Raw genomic sequence first — 16,950 nt, 5'->3', positions numbered from 1 at the left:
ATCCCAACTCCGACCTGCGCAAAGCCGCTTTGCCTCTCTGGAACCACTTCTACAACTGGCACCGACCTCATCACGGCATCGCTTGCAAAGTCCCTATGTCCCGTCTCTCAAATTCGCAGAACAACCTCTTGACTCTTCACATCTAGCCCTCGCCGCGCACCATCCACCGCTGCCGTCGCGGTCGGAAGACCGCTCCTACGGCTGCTCGAGCACACACGCGGTCCGGCGCTGCGGATCATCGCCGGACCATCTGTCGGCGACATGAAAACGTCAAGTCCGCATCAACTCGCTGCAACCAGCATCGATCAGGCTTCGCACGCGGCAAGGAAGCAGATCACGGCACAGGATCTCTTTGCCGAAGTTTGCATACCGGTCACCGATACCCGAGGCGCCTCCCCATGTCTCCCCGCACTCTGCACGACGCCGCGAACGACGCGCTCTTCCGCCCCTTCCCGCTGCTGCGCCCGCGACCGCGGCTACGCGCCGTCGCGCCGCCGGCGCAGCGACACGCGGCGGCGCTGCCAGCCGCCATTGAATTCACGATTGCCGCCGATGCGGCAGACCTGGCGGCGGCCGAGGCGCTCGTCGTGCGCTGCTACGGCCGGCGTGGCTATGGCGTCGAGCAGCGCGCCGCACGGCAGGGTGAAACGACCTTGTTGGCGCGGCTGGAGGGCGAAGTGGTCGGCACGCTGACCGTGCGCTGCGGCACGCGGCTGCGTCTGCAGGCGGAAGCAGGCTATGCCGAACACGTGGGAGAACTGCGCCGGCAGGGGCGCCGGCTGGTCGAATACACCCGTTTCGCAATCGACCGCGAGCGGGCGCTGCCGGACGATCTCGCACCGCAACTGATGCGCCGCGCGCTGCTGCTGGGGCATGTCGCGCTCGGCGCCACCGACTGCGTGATCGAGGTCAACCCGCGCCATGCGCGTTACTACCGGCGCGAGTTCGGGTTTCGCGAGTTCGGGCCGGAACGCACCTGCGAACGCGTCGGCGCGCCCGCACGTCTGCTTCATCTGGACATGGTCGTGCCGCCGGCCTGCCTCGCGCACGACCCGCGAACCCCGCTGCACTGAATGAAACCGCGCGCCGCCGCTCAGCGGCCGCTGCTGCCCGGGGCCGGCACCTGTTCGGCCGACACCGCCTCGCCCTGCACTGCTCGGATGCCCAGCGCGTACAGCCCGGTCAGCGTTTCCGCGTGCTCGACCGCCACCGCCATCGGCGTGATCGACAGCGCCGACGCAATGCCGGCCAGCGAGCTCACGTAAGCACCGGAGTCCGGGTTCAGCAGCGCTTCGCGCGTCAGCGTGACCGAGAACTTCACGTGCGCCGGACGCAGGCGGCGCAGCAGCGTCAGCGCGTTTGCATGCAGGCCGAAATGCTTGATGCCCAGCGCCAGACCGTTGGCCTGTGCCTGATGGGCAAAGGCCTCGGCGGCGTCCGGGTCGCCGAGCAGTGCCGACTCGGGGAACTCGAGCACCAGCGTGCCGACGCGCGGGTCGTGACGGTAGCCGCGCAGCCAGCGCTGGATGTCGGGGTCCGTCAGCGTCGCTGCACCGACATTGACCACGGTGGCAATGCCGTCGCGACGCGCTTTCGCGTGTTCCAGCGCACGCATCAGGCAGGCGCCGTCCAGCGCCGCCGACACGCGGGTTTCGCTGGCGTAGGCGATGTATTCGGCGGCGCGGATCAGACGCTGGCCGTCGTCCAGCGCGGCGCGCAGTTCGACGTGCAGCGGCGCACCGATGTGTTCGCCATCGAGCGCCCGTGTGGTCTGTTCGGCAAAGGCGATGCGCCCGGCGCCTATCAGTTCGCGCACCAGGGTGCGCAGGCTGCCGCCACCGGCTTCGCCGGCACGTGCGTGCGCCAGCACCGGCGCCGCACCGCTTTCGATGCGCCACTGATGCAGCGCGCGATCGGCCGCCGCCAGCCAGTGCGCAGCGTCGCCGTCACCGGCGCAGTCGGCCGCACCGGCGCGCCAGGCGTAGGCCTGACCCGCACCCGCAGCGGCGGCCAGGCTGTTGAGGCGCGCCAGCAGTGCTTTCAACGCGTCGTGCGTCGTGTATTCGTCGGCATCGAACAGCAGCGCGAAGCAGGCACCCTCGACGCGGCCGCACAGTTCGACCGCATCGATGGCCGCGATGAAGCCGGCCGATTCGGTCAGCAGATCGTCGACCGCCTCGCGACCGTACAGATGGTTCAGATCCTCGAGCCCCTCGACGCGCAACAAGGCCAGCCAGCCGCTGCGCGTGCCGGCTTCGATGCGCGCTTCGAGCGCGGCGCGGAAACCGCGACGGTTGGGCAGGCCGGTCAGTTCGTCCACCAGTGCCTGGTCGCGGAACTGCGCAGCGCGCCCGGCTTCGCTTTCGAGCGCGCCGGCCATGGCGGTGAGCATGCGGTTGAAAGCGCCGACCAGCGGCTGCAGTTCGACCGGCATGCGCGTTTCATCGATAGGCACGAACTTGCGCGATGCCGCCGCCACCGCCGAGCGCTGCACGCGGCGCAGCGGGCGCAGACCCCAGCGCAGCGCCATCAGGCCGAGCACGCTGGCCAGCGCCAGACCGCCGCCCATCCACAGCGCCAGCGTTTCGGCGATCGCCCACAGCTGCAGCTGTGCCCAGTGCGGATGCGGCTCGACGACGACGCTGCCGGCAATGCGCCAGCCATGCATGATGTCGGCACTCTGCGCGCCGGCTGCCAGCGGCAGCAGGTCGATGAACCATTGCGGCGCACCACCGGCCAGCCGCGCCGGTGCCTGCCGCGCGGCGATCACCGCCCCCTTGGCGTCGCGCACCTCGATGCGGCGCAGATAGCTCTGGTCGAACACCGGCTCGACCAGGCTTTCGGCATTCTGCAGCGCCGGTTCGCCGCCGGCGGTCAGCGCCACCGTCAGCGACAGCGCGATCGACTGCGCCTGGCTGGCCATCTGCGCCTCGACCCGGTCGCGCGACACCCACAGCGCGGTGGCCAGCGCCGCCGCGAAGGCGACGACACCGACGCCGAGCAGCGCTGCCAGCAGACGCAGGCGCAGGCTGTTCATCCGCGCGCCTCGGCCTCGACCCGGTCGAGCAGCTCGCGCCACTTGCGCAACTGCTGCGGCGAGCCCAGTTCGCGGTCGCCACCGCTCTGCACCTTCCACACGCGGTCGTCATTGAAGCTGTAGACCGGCGTCAGATCAGGCCTGTCACGCGCCGGCATGAAGCGCTTTTCGAGATTGTCGAGCACCCAGGGCTCGGCACCCGGCTCCGGGTAGTAGGCGAGCACCATATGGTTTTCGAGGCGCCCCTGCCGCAGCAGCCGCACATAGGTGATGCGCAGCTTGTCGGCCGGCATGCCCAGTTCGCGCAGCGCGAAGTACTTGGCCAGCGAGTAGTCCTCGCAGTCACCGGCGGCCAGCGCGGCGAATTCCACCGGCGTCGCCCAGTAGTCCTCCGCCTGCCAGAGCTGCGGGTCGGTCACGTAACGCGCGCGATTGGCGATCTGGTTGATGCGCTCGACGCGCACCGCCTCGTCGGCGATGCGGCCGGCAGCGCTCAGCGCCTCGGCCAGCTCGGCCAAGCGCGGTCCGGCCTTGTCGCCGAAACGCGCCGTCATTTTCTGCTGCAGCTCAGTGCGCACAGTGAGCAGATAACCCTGGTAGGTGAACGCGGTCGCCTGCGCCGCCATGAAGACCAGCAGCAGGCAGGCAATCAGGCGCGGACGGGACAGTACGGCAGTCAGGGCGGGCAACGGTGGCATGGCGAGGGGGCAAAGGACAGTTCTCCTTTAACGGTCGTGCCCTGCCCCGCCTTGATGCGGAGCGGGCGCTACCAGAACTGCCATTGTGCCGTGTGCACCACCCACAGGCCCAGCAGCAGATTGGTCAGCGCGTGCGAAACGATGGGCAGCCACAGGCGACCGCTCGCCCGGTAAAGCTGACCGTAGGCCAGACCGGCGACGATGCCGGCGGCCCACTGGCCGTGCTCGAAGCCGAAGGCGATCGAGCAGAACAGCATGCTGCGCAGCGTGACCGAGCGGGCGGCCACGGCAAGGAAATCGGGAGAATCGAGCCAGCGCTGGACGAAAGAGCGCCAGAACAGTTCTTCCATGACGGGCACGACGACGGCGGCACCGAATATGCGTATGACGACCATCGGCAGGATGAGCGCTCCGGTCTCGTCCAGTGGCTGGTAGCCCTTGCCCGGCGCGAAGGCGAAAGGCGAGAAGTCGAGCCATATCCAGATCGCCCAGACGACGGCGCCGGACACCAGCGCCGCTACCCAGCCGGCGGCACCGGCCAGCGGCCCAGGCGGCGCTGCTTCGCGCAGTTCCACGTAGTCGCGCTGGAAGTAAAGCAGAGCGGCGATCACGCAGGCGATCTGCACCGCATACATCCAGCGCCCGTCGATGCCTGCCAGATCGGCCAGCGGCGCGGAGATGACAAGGAAGACGATGTAGAGGGCGAACGGAAGTACGCGTGCGAGCACTGCACGCCGGGACGCTGCGGTGGTCGGGCTCATCAGGGCCGTGGCGGGAAGATCCGGAATGGCCGGATCATACGGCCGCCATGCGACATGGAAATGTCACCAACCGTTACAACGTCACCCGGGTGTCGACTGCGCCACGACCGGCGTCCACACGGGCAGCCATCCCGGTTCGCCCGGCGCGGCCTGCCAGGGTGGCGCCGGCTCGCAGCCGGGCATCCACAGCGCCTCGCGACCGACCGCAAGGATGGGAGCGCGATCGCGCAGCCAAGGCGGCAGGCCGCATTCCTGCGCGATCTGCTTGACGCCCGCACGCGGTCGACCGGGACCGCGGCAAACGCGGTCCTTGGGCTGGCGGGCACGTATCGTGAGCGAACCCGTGGGCAGTGCGGATGGCGCAAACCCGCGCCCGATCACAGCGTCGAAACGCAGGCAGCCTGGACCCCAGGCGATGTCGTTTTCGCCCTGCCAGACGACGGCTGCGGGCGGTGGCTGATCGGGCATCAGCCACAGCAGGCCGCGATGACAGAAGCCGGCGACGCCGGCGTGTGTCACCGGGCATTCGGCGCCCGGCTGCCAGGCGCGGATCTGGCGCAGCCATTCGTCCAACCACGCTTCGGTCGGTGCCGTGCGGGCGCCGTGCATGCGCAGCAGACGACGCAGCAGGTTGCGGCTGCGCGCGTCATCGAGCGCACGCAGGCCGTCGATCGACCAGGCGGTGCCCCACTCGGTCGCCGTCGCCAGCTCTGCCGCGTCAGCGTCAGCCAGGCCGTCGAGCAAGGTCTGCGCCTCGGCCAGCCGGCGGGCGACGCCGGACATGGTTTCGGCGCTGCGCGGCCAGCGCGCGCTCAGTCGCGGCATTACCTCGCGGCGCAGGTAGTTGCGCGCGTAGCGGGTGTCGGCGTTCGATTCGTCGTCGATCCAGGCGAGGCCATGCTCGATCGCGCACGTTTCGAGCGCTAAACGCGCCAGACCGAGCAGCGGCCGCAACTGGGCCGGACGCGCCGGAGTCGCTGGGCGCCATACCGGCATGCCGGCCAGGCCGAGCAGCCCGGCGCCGCGCACCATGTTGTGCAGCAGCGTTTCCGCCTGGTCGTCGGCGTGGTGGGCGGTCAGCAGTGCGTCGGCAGCAAGGGCTTGCGCCTGCGCGTTGAGGGCACGGTAACGGGCGTCGCGGGCGGCGCATTCGAGTCCGTCCGGGCTGGCCGTGTCAACCTGCACCCGATGCAGCGAGAACGGAATGCCGAGCGCGGCCGCCTGCGCCGCGCAGTGATCGGCCCAGGCGTCGGCATTCGGGCTGAGGCCGTGGTGAACGTGTGCGCACGCCAGCCGCCAGCGATGGTCATCGCGGGCAGCCGCCAGTGCGTGCAGCAATACTGTTGAATCAAGCCCGCCGCTGAGGCCGATCAGCAGCTGGGCGCCGTCGGCCAGATGCGCCGCCGCGCTGGCGGCGATGCGGGCGTACAGGTCAGGCGACCGCCTGCTCCTTGAACTTTCCATAGGACATGAGGCGCTCGAAACGGCGCTCGACCAGCTGGGTGGGGGTCAGGTCGGCCAACTGGCGCAGCGATTCGGCCAGTGCGCGCTTGAGCGAAGCCGCCACGGCCGCGTGATCACGGTGTGCGCCGCCGGCCGGCTCGTTCACGACCTTGTCGATCAGGCCCAGCGTCTTCAGGCGCGAGGCGGTGATGCCCATGATTTCGGCGGCGTCGGCCGCCTTGTCGGCGCTCTTCCACAGGATGGAGGCACAGCCTTCGGGCGAGATGACCGAGTAGGTCGAGTACTGCAGCATCATCAGCGTATCCGCCACGGCAATCGCCAGCGCGCCGCCGGAGCCGCCCTCACCGATGATGGTGGACACGATGGGCACGCGCAGTTCGGCCATCGCGTAGAGATTGTGGCCGATCGCCTCGGACTGGCCGCGTTCCTCGGCGTCGATGCCCGGATAGGCGCCCGGCGTGTCGACGAAGGTAAACACCGGAATGCCGAACTTCTCGGCCAGCTTCATCAGGCGCAGCGCCTTGCGATAGCCCTCCGGGCGCGGCATGCCGAAATTGCGGAGGATCTTTTCCTTGGTGTCGCGGCCCTTCTGGTGACCGATCACCATGCAGGACTGGCCATTGAAACGGGCAATGCCACCAACGATGGCGTGGTCGTCGGCGAAAGCGCGATCCCCGTGCAGCTCCTGAAAATCCGAGAACATCAGGCGCAGGTAATCGAGCGTGTAAGGGCGCTGCGGATGGCGCGCCACCTGGGCGATCTGCCACGGCGTGAGCTTGGCGTAGATGTCCTTGGTCAGCGCCTGACTTTTGCCTTCGAGTCGCGTGATTTCCTCGGATATATCGACAGCGGAGTCATCCTGGACAAAACGGAGCTCTTCGATCTTGGCTTCGAGCTCGGCGATCGGCTGTTCGAAATCGAGAAAGGTTGTTTTCATCAGGCGGACCACAAACAAAGGTGCGCAATTCTAGCGCGTCGAGGGCGCGACGGCTCGTGCCGCGTGCAAGCGGCCGCGGCAGATAGATTGCGCTTATAAATCAATTAGATGAAAAGAAAAAACCGGCTTGCGCCGGTTTTTTTCTACTTGATTCGCCGCAGATGCGGTCGCGCCGCCGGCTTTTCCGGTGTCGTCAGCACCGGATGCTCGACCCGGTCGGTGACCGGGTTGGGCGCCAGATCGGCACGGACCGGCTGGCCCGGCGTCACTTCGAACGCCATGCCGTGGCCGTTTTCGCGCGCGTAGATCGCGGCGACGCACTCGACCGGAATCGTCAGTTCCTGCGCCACGCCGCCAAAGCGGGCGGAACAGGTGATGAGCTCATTGCCCATCACCAGCTGGTGCACCGCCTCGCGGCCGATGTTCAGGATGATCTGGCCATCCTTCACATACTGGCGAGGCACGCCGGCGCGGTCGTCGACAACGACCGCGATGTACGGCGTCAGCCCCTGGTCGGCGCACCAGTCGAACAGTGCGCGCAACAGGTAGGGCTTGGTGGAAACGGAACTCATGACGTCCATGAAGACTTTCGCGCAGAGCCGACGCGGGTCAGCGACGCATCACCTTTTCGGACGGCGTGAGCGCATCGATGAACCCTTGACGGGAGAAGATGCGCTCAGCGTACTTCATCAGCGGTGCAGCCGACTTCGGCAACTCGATACCGTAGTGGTCAAGGCGCCATAGTAACGGAGCGATGGCCACGTCAAGCATGGAAAATTCCTCGCCCAGCATGTACTTCTGCTTGGCGAAGATCGCGGTCAGCTCGGTCAGGCGGTCGCGCAGGTGGGTGCGCGACTTGTCGGCCGTGCGTGCGTTCTTCTCGAGTGCCTCGATGTGCGAGAACAGCTCGTTTTCGACCGTATGCAGCAACTGGCGTGCCCGCGCGCGCATGATCGGATCCGGCGGCATCAGCTGCGGATGCGGAAAGCGCTCGTCGATGTACTCGTTGATGATGTTCGAGTCATACAGGATGAGATCGCGATCGACCAGAACCGGCACGCGGTTGTAGGGATTGATGACCGCGATGTCTTCCGGCTTGTTGTAGAGGTCGACATCGATGACCTGGAAATCCATGCCCTTTTCGTAGAGCACGATCCGGCAACGATGGGAAAAGGGATCGGTAGTCCCCGAGTACAGATTCATCATGGTGTTAACACCCCAGGAGTACTCGGCATCCCTCACCACGCGTCTGACGCGTGATGAGGTCGCTTCGCGATGACCGAGAGCTTGCATGACTTTCGGGCGTATTGATTAGTGAACGTCTTTCCAGAATTCGCGCTTGAGCAGGTAGCTCAGAACGAGAAGAACGGAAAGACCGATGATGACCAGAAGACCGGTCTGACGGCGCTTTTCAGCGCCCGGTTCGCCCATGTAGACCAGATAGGCGACGAGATCGCCGACCATCGAGTCGTATTCGGACTTGCTCATCTTGCCCGGCTTGGTGAGCTCGAGCTGAATGACTTCCTTCTCGCCACCGTGACCGTCAGCCACCTTGACGTGCTTGGCCGTCTGCTCGCCCTGCAGTTCGTACAGGACGTGCGGCATGCCGACATTGGCGAAGGTGGTGTTGTTCCAGCCGGTCGGACGGTTCTCGTCGCGATAGAAGTTGCGCAGATAGGTGTAGAGCCAGTCTGCGCCACTGCCATCGGCCGAGGCACGCGAACGCGCGATCACGGTCAGGTCGGGCGGCGCTGCGCCGAACCACGCCTTGCCGTCTTCGCGGGTCAGGGCCACCTTCATCGTTTCACCGACCTTGTCGGCGGTGAACATCAGGTTGTCCTTGATCTGCTCGTCGGTCAGGCCGACATCCTTCAGGCGGTTGTAGCGCATGTAGGACGCCGAATGACAGTTCAGGCAGTAATTGACGAAAACCTGGGCGCCGCGCTGGATGGCGATGGCGTCGCGGAATTTCTCGGTCGGCGCACGATCCAGCTGCACCGGTTCGGAACTGGCAATCGCCAGCAGGGGCGCGCACAGCGCGCCGAGAAACAGTTTTTTGAGTTGTTTCATGGTTCTCTGGCTCTCAGTGACCGGTCACGCGCGCGGGTTCGGGCTTGCACTTGTCGATCGCGGTGTACCAAGGCATCAGCGCGAAGAACAGGAAGTAGATGACCGTGCAGATCTGCGAAACCAGCGTGCCCATCGGCGTCGGCGCCTGCATGCCGAGGTAGCCCAGGATCAGGAAGGCGATCACGAACACCACCAGTGCCGATTTGAAGATCGGGCCCTTGTAGCGGATCGACTTGACCGGCGAGCGGTCCAGCCAGGGCAGCGCGAAGAAGACCATGACCGACAGGCCCATGAAGATGACGCCCCACAGCTTCGCATCGACCCAGAAGAAGTTGATCGTGTTGGCGCGCAGGATCGAGTAGAACGGCGTGAAGTACCACACCGGCGCGATGTGCGGCGGCGTCTTCATCGGGTCAGCCGGGATGAAGTTGTTGTACTCCAGGAAGTAGCCGCCGAACTCCGGACCGAAGAAGACCACGGCCGAGAAGCAGATCAGGAAGACCACGACGCCGACGATGTCCTTCACCGTGTAGTACGGGTGGAAAGGGATGCCGTCCAGCGGGATGCCGGTCTTCGGATCCTTGTTCTTCTTGATCTCGACGCCGTCCGGGTTGTTCGACCCGACTTCGTGCAGCGCGATGATGTGGGCGGCGACGAGGCCGATCAGCACCAGCGGCACGGCGATGACGTGGAAGGAGAAGAAGCGGTTCAGCGTCGCATCACCGATCACGAAGTCGCCACGCAGCCAGGTCGACAGATCGTTGCCGATCAGCGGGATGGCCGAGAACAGGTTGATGATGACCTGGGCGCCCCAGTACGACATCTGGCCCCAGGGCAGCAGGTAACCCATGAAGGCTTCCGCCATCAGGCACAGGAAGATCAGGCAGCCGAAGATCCACACCAGCTCGCGCGGCTTGCGGTAGGAACCGTAAAGCAGGCCGCGGAACATGTGCAAGTAGACGACGACAAAGAACGCCGAGGCGCCGGTCGAATGCATGTAGCGGATGAGCCAGCCCCACGGCACGTCGCGCATGATGTACTCGACGCTGGCGAAGGCCACCGGCACGCCCGAGGCGTTCAGCGACGCGTCCGGCTTGAAGTGCATGACCAGGAAAATGCCGGTCACGATCTGGATCACCAGCACCAGCAGTGCCAGCGAGCCGAAGAAGTACCAGAAGTTGAAGTTCTTCGGTGCGTAGTACTCCGAAAGGTGTTCCTTCCAGAGCGATGTGAGCGGGAAGCGCTCGTCGATCCAGCCGAGCAGGCCGGTGGTGGTCACTACCTTTTCGCCAGCCATTCGATCAACCCTCCTTGGAATCCTGGCCGACCAGGATGCGCGAGTCAGACAGGAACATGTACGGCGGAACCTTCAGGTTGTCCGGGGCCGGCATGGCCTTGAACACGCGACCGGACAGGTCGAAGGTCGAACCGTGGCACGGACACACGAAGCCGGCGACGTCGCCGAGCTGCGCGTTGGAGCCCGACTCGAAGGGGCCCGACGGCGAACAGCCGAGGTGAGTACAGATCGCGACGACGACCAGCACGTCAGCGTGGTCTTCACGCGAGCGCTGCACGTTGCGTGCGTATTCGGGAGTGAACTCGGAAGGATTGCGCTCCGACTTCGGGTCGGCCAGCTTGTCCTCGATCTTGGCCAGCGCTTCGAGCTGGGTCGGCGTACGGCGCATGATCCACACCGGCTTGCCTTGCCACTCGACGGTGGTCATTTCACCGGGACCGAGTTTGGAAATGTCCACCTCGACCGGAGCGCCGGCCGCTTTCGCGCGCTCCGAAGGGGAGAGACTGGTGAGAAAAGGCACTGCCACCGCAAGCCCGGCCACACCGCCAGCACAGGCTGTTGCCACGAGCAGATTGCGCCGGCCGCAATCCGCTTTCCGTTCATTGCCACTCATGCTTTATCCCGTCTAGACAATTGATTCTGCACAACCTGCGATTATACCCTCAAGCGGTGCCCCGTTTAAAGCCCTGCTGCACTGCAAACAACGCGGAAGCGGCGAGAGAAGCCGATTTCCGATGATTTCAAAGCGCGCCGCGGGCACGCAGCGCGGCGATGTCCCCGGCGCCGTATCCGAGCCCAGCCAGCACTTCGTCTGTGTGTTCACCCAGCGCGGGTCCGATCCAATCGGTGCGCCCGGGCGTCTCTGACAGCCGCGGCATCGGCGCTGGTGCCTTGAACTCTCGACCGTCAGGCAGGCGCGCAGTTTCGAACACCGCGCGCGCCAGATACTGCGGATCGGCGGCGATGTCCTCGATCGAATAGACGCGGCTCACCGGCACGTCGGCCTCACCGAGCAGGCGCAGCACCTCGTCGCCGTCGCGCGCGGCGACCCAGGCGTCGATCAGGCCGTAGATCTCGTCGCGGCGCGCGTCGCGCCCCGCGTTGTCGGCCAGCGTGGGATCGTCGGCCAGATCCGGCCGCCCCATCGCGGTCATCAGCCGACGGAAGATAGCGTCGCCGTTGCCGCCGATGATGATGTGACGGCCGTCGCGCGCGGTGTGCGTGTTCGACGGCGTGATGCCGGGCATGATGTTGCCGGTGCGGCCACGGATGAAACCGAACACGTCGAACTCCGGCAACATGCTCTCCATCATCGCGAAAACCGCCTCGTACAGCGCGACATCGACGGTCTGGCCCTGCCCTGCCCCGCGCCCGCCGGTGGCGTCGCGATGACGCAGCGCCATCAGCGCACCGATCACTCCCCACAGCGCAGCGATCGAATCGCCGATCGAAATGCCCACCTTCACCGGTGGACGATCGGGAAAGCCGGTGATGTAGCGCAGCCCGCCCATCGATTCGCCGATGGCGCCAAACCCTGGTTGCTGCGCCATCGGCCCGGTCTGACCGAAACCGGACAGACGGACGATGACCAGCGACGGATTGATGTCCTTCAGTACCGCTTCCGGCAAACCGAGCTTGTCGAGCACGCCCGGGCGGAAGTTCTCGACCAGCACGTCGGCGTCGGCCAGAAGCTTCTTCAGTACCGCAATGGCGTCCGGGTGCTTCAGGTTCAGCGTGACCGACTTCTTGTTACGTGCCTGCACGAACCACCACAGCGAGGTGCCTTCGTACAGCAGGCGCCACTTGCGCAGCGGATCGCCGCCGTCGGGCGACTCGACCTTGATCACCTCGGCGCCGAACTCGGCCAGGATGCGCGAGGCGAACGGGCCGGCGATCAGCGTGCCCAGTTCGACCACTTTCAGGCCGTCGAGCGGGCGTACCTGCGTGCTCACGCCGGCCGCCTTTCCGACAGCGCCTGGGCGATGGTGCCGATATCGGTGTGTTCCAGTTCGCCACCGACTGGCAGGCCGCGGGCGATACGGCTGACGGCGAGGCCGCGGGCGCGCAGCATTTCACCGAGGTAATGCGCGGTCGCCTCACCCTCGTTGGTGAAATTGGTGGCCAGAATGACCTCGCGCACGGCGGGATCGGCGGCACGGTCGAGCAGGCGATCCAGCCGCAGCTCCTTCGGACCGACGCCTTCGAGCGGCGCGATGCGCCCCATCAGACAGAAATACAGGCCGGCATAGCTGTGCGTCTGCTCCATCATGAGCATGTCTGCCGGTGTTTCGACCACGCACAGCAGACTGGCGTCGCGACGCGGCGAACTGCAACGCTCACATACCTCGAGTTCGGTGAAGGTGTTGCAGCGCGCGCAGTTGTGCAGCCGCGTCAGCGCATTGCCGAGCGCGCGCGCCAGCTTCTCGGCGCCACCGCGGTCGCGCTGCAGCAGATGGAAGGCCATGCGCTGCGCGCTTTTCGGGCCGACCGAAGGCAGGCAGCGCAGCGCGCTGACCAGCTCGTCCAGCACACCGGTACTCATGTCGGGCGCAGCACCGGACTCAGAACGGCAGCTTGAAGCCCGGCGGCAGGTTCAGGCCGGACGTGAAGCCCGCCATCTTTTCCTGGGTCGTCGTCTCGACGCGGCGTACGGCGTCGTTGACGGCGGCCGCGAGCAGGTCTTCCAGCATTTCGCGGTCGTCCATCACCGACGGATCGATGGAAACGCGGCGCACGTCGTGCTTGCAGGTCATGAGCACCTTGACCATGCCGGCACCCGACTGCCCCTCGACTTCGACGCTGGCCAGCTGCTCCTGCATCTTCTTCATGTTTTCCTGCATCTGCTGGGCCTGCTTCATCAGGCCACCGATGCCACCTTTCATCATGGTGCTGTCCTCAAAGGGGTTTGATCGAGTCTTCGATCAGCCGGGCGCCGAACTGTTCAATCACCTGCTGCACGAAGGGGTCATTCTTCATCGACGCACACGCCTGTTCATGGCGCGCGCGCTGTTCTGCGTTCAGTCGCTGGGCGACGGTCTGCCCGACCGGATCGCCCTGCTCGAAATGCAGCCGGACATTGACGCCAAGGCGGGTCTGCAGCGCGGCGCGCAGCTTGTCCTGGCCGGAAGTGATCAGGTGCGCCATGTCGCGCGACAGGCGCAGGCGGATCGCCTCGCCTTCGCTGGCCAGCCACTCGCTCTGGTGCGCCAGCTGCTTACTCAGCGCGGCGACGTCCAGCGTATCGACCAGCGCATGCCAGTCGGCGTTGGTGCGCGGCATCGCTGCTGCCGCCGCGGCGGGCGGCGCGACATTGACCGGCTCGTCGTCCTCCCACGGCGGCGGTGCCGGATTCGCATCGACCACCGGCGCCGCGGGCGACGGCGTTTCACGCGGCAGCGGCGCGGCGACCGCTGCCGCGGCAAGGGGCGGCACCGGCGCGCTGATGCGCGCGGCACGGTTGGGCACCTGCAGCGCAGCGCTCTGGCCGCGCGGCGCGGTGCCCAGTGCCGGCGGCGTCTCCGGGCGGAAGGCCAGCAGGCGCAGCAGGGTCATCGAAAATCCGGTGACTTCGTCCGGCGCCAGCGCCAGATCATTGCAGCCCTGGACGACGATCTGGTAAGCCAGTTGCACCGATTCGGCGTCCATCGCCGCAGCGTAAGGCTCGAGCCGCGCCTTTTCGCCTTCGTCGGTGATCGCGTCCGGCACCTTCTGCGCCACCGCCACACGGTGCAGCAGCACGGCCAGTTCGCGCAGCGCCTGGTCGAAATCGACGCTGCGCGCGCGCATCTGCGCGGTCAGCGTCATCAGCGCCGAGCCGTCACCGGCGAGCAGCGCATCGAGAATGAGGTAGAGATGCTCATCGCCCACCGTGCCCAGCATGTCGAGCACGTCCTGTTCGACAAGCCGGCCGGCGCCATGCGCAATGGCCTGATCGAGCAGCGACAGCGCGTCGCGCATCGAGCCGGCGGCGCCCTTGGCGATCGGCCGCAGTGCGGCCGGCTCGTACTCGACCCCCTCGGCGTCGAGCACGCCCGACAGGTGGCGCACGATGGCGTCCGGCGGCATCTGCTTCAGGTTGAACTGCAGGCAGCGGCTCAGCACGGTGACCGGAATCTTCTGTGGATCGGTGGTCGCGAGGATGAACTTCACGTGCTCGGGCGGCTCTTCGAGCGTCTTCAGCATCGCGTTGAAGGCATGCCCGGTCAGCATGTGGACTTCGTCGATCATGTAGACCTTGTAGCGCCCGCGCGCCGGCGCGTAAGCCGCCTTTTCGAGCAGCGCGGCCATGTCGTCCACGCTGCGGTTCGACGCGGCGTCCATTTCAACGTAGTCGACGAAACGGCCGGAATCGATTTCGGTGCAGGCGGCGCAGGTACCGCAGGGCTTCGCGGTAATACCGGTTTCGCAGTTCAGACTCTTGGCGAGGATGCGGGAAATCGTCGTCTTGCCGACGCCGCGGGTGCCTGTGAACAGATAGGCATGATGCAGGCGCTGCTGTTCGAGCGCGTGCGTCAACGCACGCACGACGTGATCCTGGCCGACCAGGGTTTCGAAGCTGCGGGGACGCCACTTGCGCGCAAGAACCTGATAAGTCATCTGGACGCTGGCGTAAGAGGACGGCTGTGCGAACTGCAGAAAAGGGAGGGGTGGCGAGCCTGACCCCCGGCACTCGTGGTGAGCAGCTGTGGCTGCTTCCTTCCGGACCTGACCAGGTTCACCGCGCCACGATGCGGGGAGACCCGCCACGCCGAATATTAACCCGGGAGGTCCCCTCTCGACCAGCCCGACCTGAAATTCTGGCCGGACTCAGCCGCCGCCGCGCTGGAAATGCCGGTCGAAGCGCGCCATGAAGGCGGCCATGAAATCGACATCGCGAACCGTGAAGTCGATCTGCACCCGCAGGCGAGGCAGGCTCAGCAGCGCGATGTGAAGCGCCGGCAGCACCTCGACGGATACCGTCCAGCCACGGCCGCTCACGCTGTCACCGCGATGGACGATAGGCAATTCGACCGCGCCAGGCAGCATCTGGAAGAACTCTTCGCGCCCTATGCTCATCACGCGCACGACCTGCCCGGCGGTGATCTCTTCCGGCTTCAGCGGAAAGGCGGCGCTCATCCGCCCGCCACCGGCGGCCAGATGGCGAGTACGTCGTTATCGACCAGAGCGCGCGCATCGCGGCTGGCAGGAGGAATGAAATGACCGTTCACGAGAACCAGATGGACGAGCCGCGCAGGAAGTTGATGGCGCGCGATCATATCGCCAACCGTCGTTCCTTCGGGCACGTCCATCGGCCACTCGTTCGTGCGCTTCGCCTCGTCCGGCAAGAAATCGGACAGCGAGGCGTACAACTTCAGCGTCACGCGCATCTTCAGTGCAGCGCTTCGGCCAGCGGCGGCGCGCTCTGCGCCTGAGCCATCGACAGATAGGCCTCCATCACCCGCAGCGGGTCGTGCATCAGGCGCTGCTTCCAGCTGCCCAGCGGCGTACGGGTCTGGATCAGGCCGCGCAGCACGCCGACGTGGTCGGTCAGACCGATCGAGGTCGCGCCCACCAGCACGTCGTCCTTGAACTGCAGACTGATGTAGCGGAAGCGCTCTTCGTCGATCAACTCGACCGAATCGCCGCCGTCGGCACCCCACCACTGCCCGAAGGAAGCCGAGATCAGGCCCAGCGTGTCGAGCACGTTGATGGCCATCGTGCCCTGCGAACGCGTGTTGCGACCGATCATGTTCATCGCCGCGACACGGCCCTGATCGACCGCATTCGGCTGGATCGCATTGACCAGACGCTCGCCGGTCGAGAAATCGACTGCTTCTGCCACGTCACCCGCCGCAAACACGCCGGGGATGTTGGTCTCGCAGCGTTCGTCGATCAGGATGCCGGTCGCGCAGGCAATGCCGCTGCCCTGCAGGAAGGCCACATTCGGTTTTACGCCAGCCGACGCGATGATGAGATCGGCCACCACTTCGGTGCCGTCCCCCAGCGTGGCAATCAGCTCGTCGCCGTTCTGGCGAATCGAGGTAACGCGGGCGCTGGTGTGCACATTGACGCCCTTCTGTTTCACCCAGCGCGCAATCATGCTGCCGGCCTTGGACGTCATCATGCGCGGCACCATGCGGTCGCCCATTTCGACGATGTCCAGCTTCACGCCGCGCGAGGCGAGCGCTTCCATGATGATGCAGCCGATGAAGCCGGCACCGATCTGCAGCACGCGCGCGCCCTTCTTTGCCTTGGCAGCGATATGGCGGGCGTCGTCCAGCGTCCAGCAACTGTGCACGTTCGGCGAATCGATGCCCGGCACCGGCAGCTTGAGCGGATGCGAACCGGTGCAGATGAGCAGGCGGTCGTACGGCAGCACCGTGCCGTCTTCCATATGGACATTGCGTCCGGTCGTATCCACCGATTTGGCACGACCGATGATTTCCTTGATGTTCAGCGACGCGAAGTGACCGTCGGTCTTGCGCAGCCATGTGCCCTTCTCGTCGATATTGCCGACCAGGAGATAGGGGATGGCCATGCGTGAGTACGGCGGCTCGGGCTCATCGCCGATCATGACGATGTCGGCGCTGCGGTCGGCGCGACGGATCGCCTCGGCGGCGACCACACCGGCCGGCCCGTTACCGATGATGACGTGCTTCATGAGTGATGCTCCTGAAATGCAGCGCGCCCCGGAGGGCGCGCTGTGT

Annotated in this window: 18 protein-coding genes, 1 other RNA gene and 1 pseudogene; 2 read left to right on the top strand and 18 right to left on the bottom strand. The window is 66.0% G+C overall.

Annotation, left to right across the window (positions count from 1 at the left end):
* A pseudogene (locus tag AC51BJ_RS02855) lies at nucleotides 1–146 on the top strand (IS481 family transposase); the annotation flags it as partial.
* Between the two features lie 252 nt (nucleotides 147–398).
* Nucleotides 399–1,073 carry an N-acyl amino acid synthase FeeM domain-containing protein gene (locus AC51BJ_RS02850; protein ID WP_496279274.1) on the top strand — a complete coding sequence of 225 codons (675 nt, stop codon included), beginning with the start codon at nucleotides 399–401 and terminating at the stop codon, nucleotides 1,071–1,073.
* Nucleotides 1,074–1,093: 20 nt separating this feature from the next.
* On the opposite strand, the gene AC51BJ_RS02845 is transcribed toward AC51BJ_RS02850, so the two are convergent.
* From AC51BJ_RS02845 to AC51BJ_RS02760, 18 genes are all read right to left on the bottom strand, one after another.
* Nucleotides 1,094–3,037 (bottom strand): EAL domain-containing protein, encoded by a 1,944-nt coding sequence (locus AC51BJ_RS02845; RefSeq protein ID WP_496279273.1) that lies wholly within the window; start codon nucleotides 3,035–3,037, stop codon nucleotides 1,094–1,096.
* Nucleotides 3,034–3,735, bottom strand: coding sequence for a transglutaminase-like cysteine peptidase (locus AC51BJ_RS02840; RefSeq protein WP_496279272.1), 702 nt, complete (start codon nucleotides 3,733–3,735; stop codon nucleotides 3,034–3,036). The genes AC51BJ_RS02845 and AC51BJ_RS02840 overlap by 4 nt, the downstream gene beginning before the upstream one ends.
* 68 nt (nucleotides 3,736–3,803) lie before the next feature.
* Nucleotides 3,804–4,496 (bottom strand): CAAX prenyl protease-related protein, encoded by a 693-nt coding sequence (locus tag AC51BJ_RS02835; RefSeq protein ID WP_496279271.1) that lies wholly within the window; start codon nucleotides 4,494–4,496, stop codon nucleotides 3,804–3,806.
* An 81-nt stretch (nucleotides 4,497–4,577) separates the two neighbouring features.
* Entirely contained in the window at nucleotides 4,578–5,960 is a 1,383-nt protein-coding gene (gene tilS / locus AC51BJ_RS02830) for a tRNA lysidine(34) synthetase TilS (protein WP_496279270.1), read from the bottom strand.
* Nucleotides 5,929–6,897, bottom strand: coding sequence for an acetyl-CoA carboxylase carboxyltransferase subunit alpha (locus AC51BJ_RS02825; RefSeq protein ID WP_304000270.1), 969 nt, complete (start codon nucleotides 6,895–6,897; stop codon nucleotides 5,929–5,931). Before AC51BJ_RS02825 ends, tilS begins: the two co-directional genes overlap by 32 nt.
* Nucleotides 6,898–7,040: 143 nt before the next feature.
* Nucleotides 7,041–7,478 carry a ClpXP protease specificity-enhancing factor gene (locus AC51BJ_RS02820; protein ID WP_020164299.1) on the bottom strand — a complete coding sequence of 146 codons (438 nt, stop codon included), beginning with the start codon at nucleotides 7,476–7,478 and terminating at the stop codon, nucleotides 7,041–7,043.
* A gap of 28 nt (nucleotides 7,479–7,506) precedes the next feature.
* Nucleotides 7,507–8,103 (bottom strand): glutathione S-transferase N-terminal domain-containing protein, encoded by a 597-nt coding sequence (locus tag AC51BJ_RS02815; RefSeq protein WP_024300503.1) that lies wholly within the window; start codon nucleotides 8,101–8,103, stop codon nucleotides 7,507–7,509.
* 105 nt (nucleotides 8,104–8,208) lie between these two features.
* Complete coding sequence (locus tag AC51BJ_RS02810) at nucleotides 8,209–8,967, bottom strand: cytochrome c1 (RefSeq protein ID WP_496279269.1); 759 nt, start codon at nucleotides 8,965–8,967, stop codon at nucleotides 8,209–8,211.
* Nucleotides 8,968–8,980: 13 nt separating this feature from the next.
* Nucleotides 8,981–10,264 carry a cytochrome b gene (locus AC51BJ_RS02805; RefSeq protein ID WP_020164296.1) on the bottom strand — a complete coding sequence of 428 codons (1,284 nt, stop codon included), beginning with the start codon at nucleotides 10,262–10,264 and terminating at the stop codon, nucleotides 8,981–8,983.
* Between the two features lie 4 nt (nucleotides 10,265–10,268).
* The gene (gene petA / locus AC51BJ_RS02800) at nucleotides 10,269–10,877 is read right to left on the bottom strand and encodes a ubiquinol-cytochrome c reductase iron-sulfur subunit (RefSeq protein WP_029143637.1); all 609 of its coding nucleotides are present in this window, start codon (nucleotides 10,875–10,877) and stop codon (nucleotides 10,269–10,271) included.
* A gap of 127 nt (nucleotides 10,878–11,004) precedes the next feature.
* Nucleotides 11,005–12,216, bottom strand: a complete 1,212-nt coding sequence (locus AC51BJ_RS02795; protein WP_496279268.1) for a CaiB/BaiF CoA transferase family protein — start codon at nucleotides 12,214–12,216, stop codon at nucleotides 11,005–11,007.
* A complete protein-coding gene (recR, locus tag AC51BJ_RS02790; RefSeq protein ID WP_304031747.1) occupies nucleotides 12,213–12,806 on the bottom strand; it encodes a recombination mediator RecR in 594 nt (197 codons plus the stop codon). Before recR ends, AC51BJ_RS02795 begins: the two co-directional genes overlap by 4 nt.
* Before the next feature lie 19 nt (nucleotides 12,807–12,825).
* Nucleotides 12,826–13,146 carry a YbaB/EbfC family nucleoid-associated protein gene (locus AC51BJ_RS02785; protein WP_198291444.1) on the bottom strand — a complete coding sequence of 107 codons (321 nt, stop codon included), beginning with the start codon at nucleotides 13,144–13,146 and terminating at the stop codon, nucleotides 12,826–12,828.
* 13 nt (nucleotides 13,147–13,159) lie between these two features.
* Nucleotides 13,160–14,860, bottom strand: a complete 1,701-nt coding sequence (dnaX, locus tag AC51BJ_RS02780; RefSeq protein ID WP_496279267.1) for a DNA polymerase III subunit gamma/tau — start codon at nucleotides 14,858–14,860, stop codon at nucleotides 13,160–13,162.
* A gap of 49 nt (nucleotides 14,861–14,909) precedes the next feature.
* An RNA gene (ffs, locus tag AC51BJ_RS02775) (signal recognition particle sRNA small type) lies at nucleotides 14,910–15,008 on the bottom strand.
* Nucleotides 15,009–15,070: 62 nt separating this feature from the next.
* Nucleotides 15,071–15,379: a hypothetical protein gene (locus AC51BJ_RS02770; protein ID WP_430433660.1), complete on the bottom strand. Its 309-nt coding sequence runs from the start codon at nucleotides 15,377–15,379 to the stop codon at nucleotides 15,071–15,073.
* Complete coding sequence (gene thiS, locus AC51BJ_RS02765) at nucleotides 15,376–15,630, bottom strand: sulfur carrier protein ThiS (protein ID WP_019918657.1); 255 nt, start codon at nucleotides 15,628–15,630, stop codon at nucleotides 15,376–15,378. Before thiS ends, AC51BJ_RS02770 begins: the two co-directional genes overlap by 4 nt.
* 2 nt (nucleotides 15,631–15,632) lie before the next feature.
* Nucleotides 15,633–16,904: an NAD(P)/FAD-dependent oxidoreductase gene (locus tag AC51BJ_RS02760; RefSeq protein WP_496279266.1), complete on the bottom strand. Its 1,272-nt coding sequence runs from the start codon at nucleotides 16,902–16,904 to the stop codon at nucleotides 15,633–15,635.
* Nucleotides 16,905–16,950: the final 46 nt, after the last annotated feature.

This window comes from Methyloversatilis sp. S146-33 (assembly GCF_059552495.1).
The sequence above is the reverse complement of the archived record's forward strand: the minus strand, read 5'-3'. Positions and strand labels throughout refer to the sequence as shown.

Excerpts from the sequence above, each read along its gene's own strand:
- dnaX (WP_496279267.1), bottom strand. The coding sequence starts at position 14,860 with ATGACTTATCAGGTTCTTGCGCGCAAGTGGCGTCCCCGCAGCTTCGAA.
- AC51BJ_RS02820 (WP_020164299.1), bottom strand. The coding sequence starts at position 7,478 with ATGGACGTCATGAGTTCCGTTTCCACCAAGCCCTACCTGTTGCGCGCA.
- AC51BJ_RS02760 (WP_496279266.1), bottom strand. The coding sequence starts at position 16,904 with ATGAAGCACGTCATCATCGGTAACGGGCCGGCCGGTGTGGTCGCCGCC.
- AC51BJ_RS02805 (WP_020164296.1), bottom strand. The coding sequence starts at position 10,264 with ATGGCTGGCGAAAAGGTAGTGACCACCACCGGCCTGCTCGGCTGGATC.
- AC51BJ_RS02815 (WP_024300503.1), bottom strand. The coding sequence starts at position 8,103 with ATGATGAATCTGTACTCGGGGACTACCGATCCCTTTTCCCATCGTTGC.
- AC51BJ_RS02825 (WP_304000270.1), bottom strand. The coding sequence starts at position 6,897 with ATGAAAACAACCTTTCTCGATTTCGAACAGCCGATCGCCGAGCTCGAA.
- AC51BJ_RS02785 (WP_198291444.1), bottom strand. The coding sequence starts at position 13,146 with ATGAAAGGTGGCATCGGTGGCCTGATGAAGCAGGCCCAGCAGATGCAG.
- AC51BJ_RS02845 (WP_496279273.1), bottom strand. The coding sequence starts at position 3,037 with ATGAACAGCCTGCGCCTGCGTCTGCTGGCAGCGCTGCTCGGCGTCGGT.
- AC51BJ_RS02810 (WP_496279269.1), bottom strand. The coding sequence starts at position 8,967 with ATGAAACAACTCAAAAAACTGTTTCTCGGCGCGCTGTGCGCGCCCCTG.
- AC51BJ_RS02840 (WP_496279272.1), bottom strand. The coding sequence starts at position 3,735 with ATGCCACCGTTGCCCGCCCTGACTGCCGTACTGTCCCGTCCGCGCCTG.
- AC51BJ_RS02850 (WP_496279274.1), top strand. The coding sequence starts at position 399 with ATGTCTCCCCGCACTCTGCACGACGCCGCGAACGACGCGCTCTTCCGC.
- AC51BJ_RS02770 (WP_430433660.1), bottom strand. The coding sequence starts at position 15,379 with ATGAGCGCCGCCTTTCCGCTGAAGCCGGAAGAGATCACCGCCGGGCAG.
- tilS (WP_496279270.1), bottom strand. The coding sequence starts at position 5,960 with ATGGAAAGTTCAAGGAGCAGGCGGTCGCCTGACCTGTACGCCCGCATC.
- thiS (WP_019918657.1), bottom strand. The coding sequence starts at position 15,630 with ATGCGCGTGACGCTGAAGTTGTACGCCTCGCTGTCCGATTTCTTGCCG.
- recR (WP_304031747.1), bottom strand. The coding sequence starts at position 12,806 with ATGAGTACCGGTGTGCTGGACGAGCTGGTCAGCGCGCTGCGCTGCCTG.
- petA (WP_029143637.1), bottom strand. The coding sequence starts at position 10,877 with ATGAGTGGCAATGAACGGAAAGCGGATTGCGGCCGGCGCAATCTGCTC.
- AC51BJ_RS02835 (WP_496279271.1), bottom strand. The coding sequence starts at position 4,496 with ATGAGCCCGACCACCGCAGCGTCCCGGCGTGCAGTGCTCGCACGCGTA.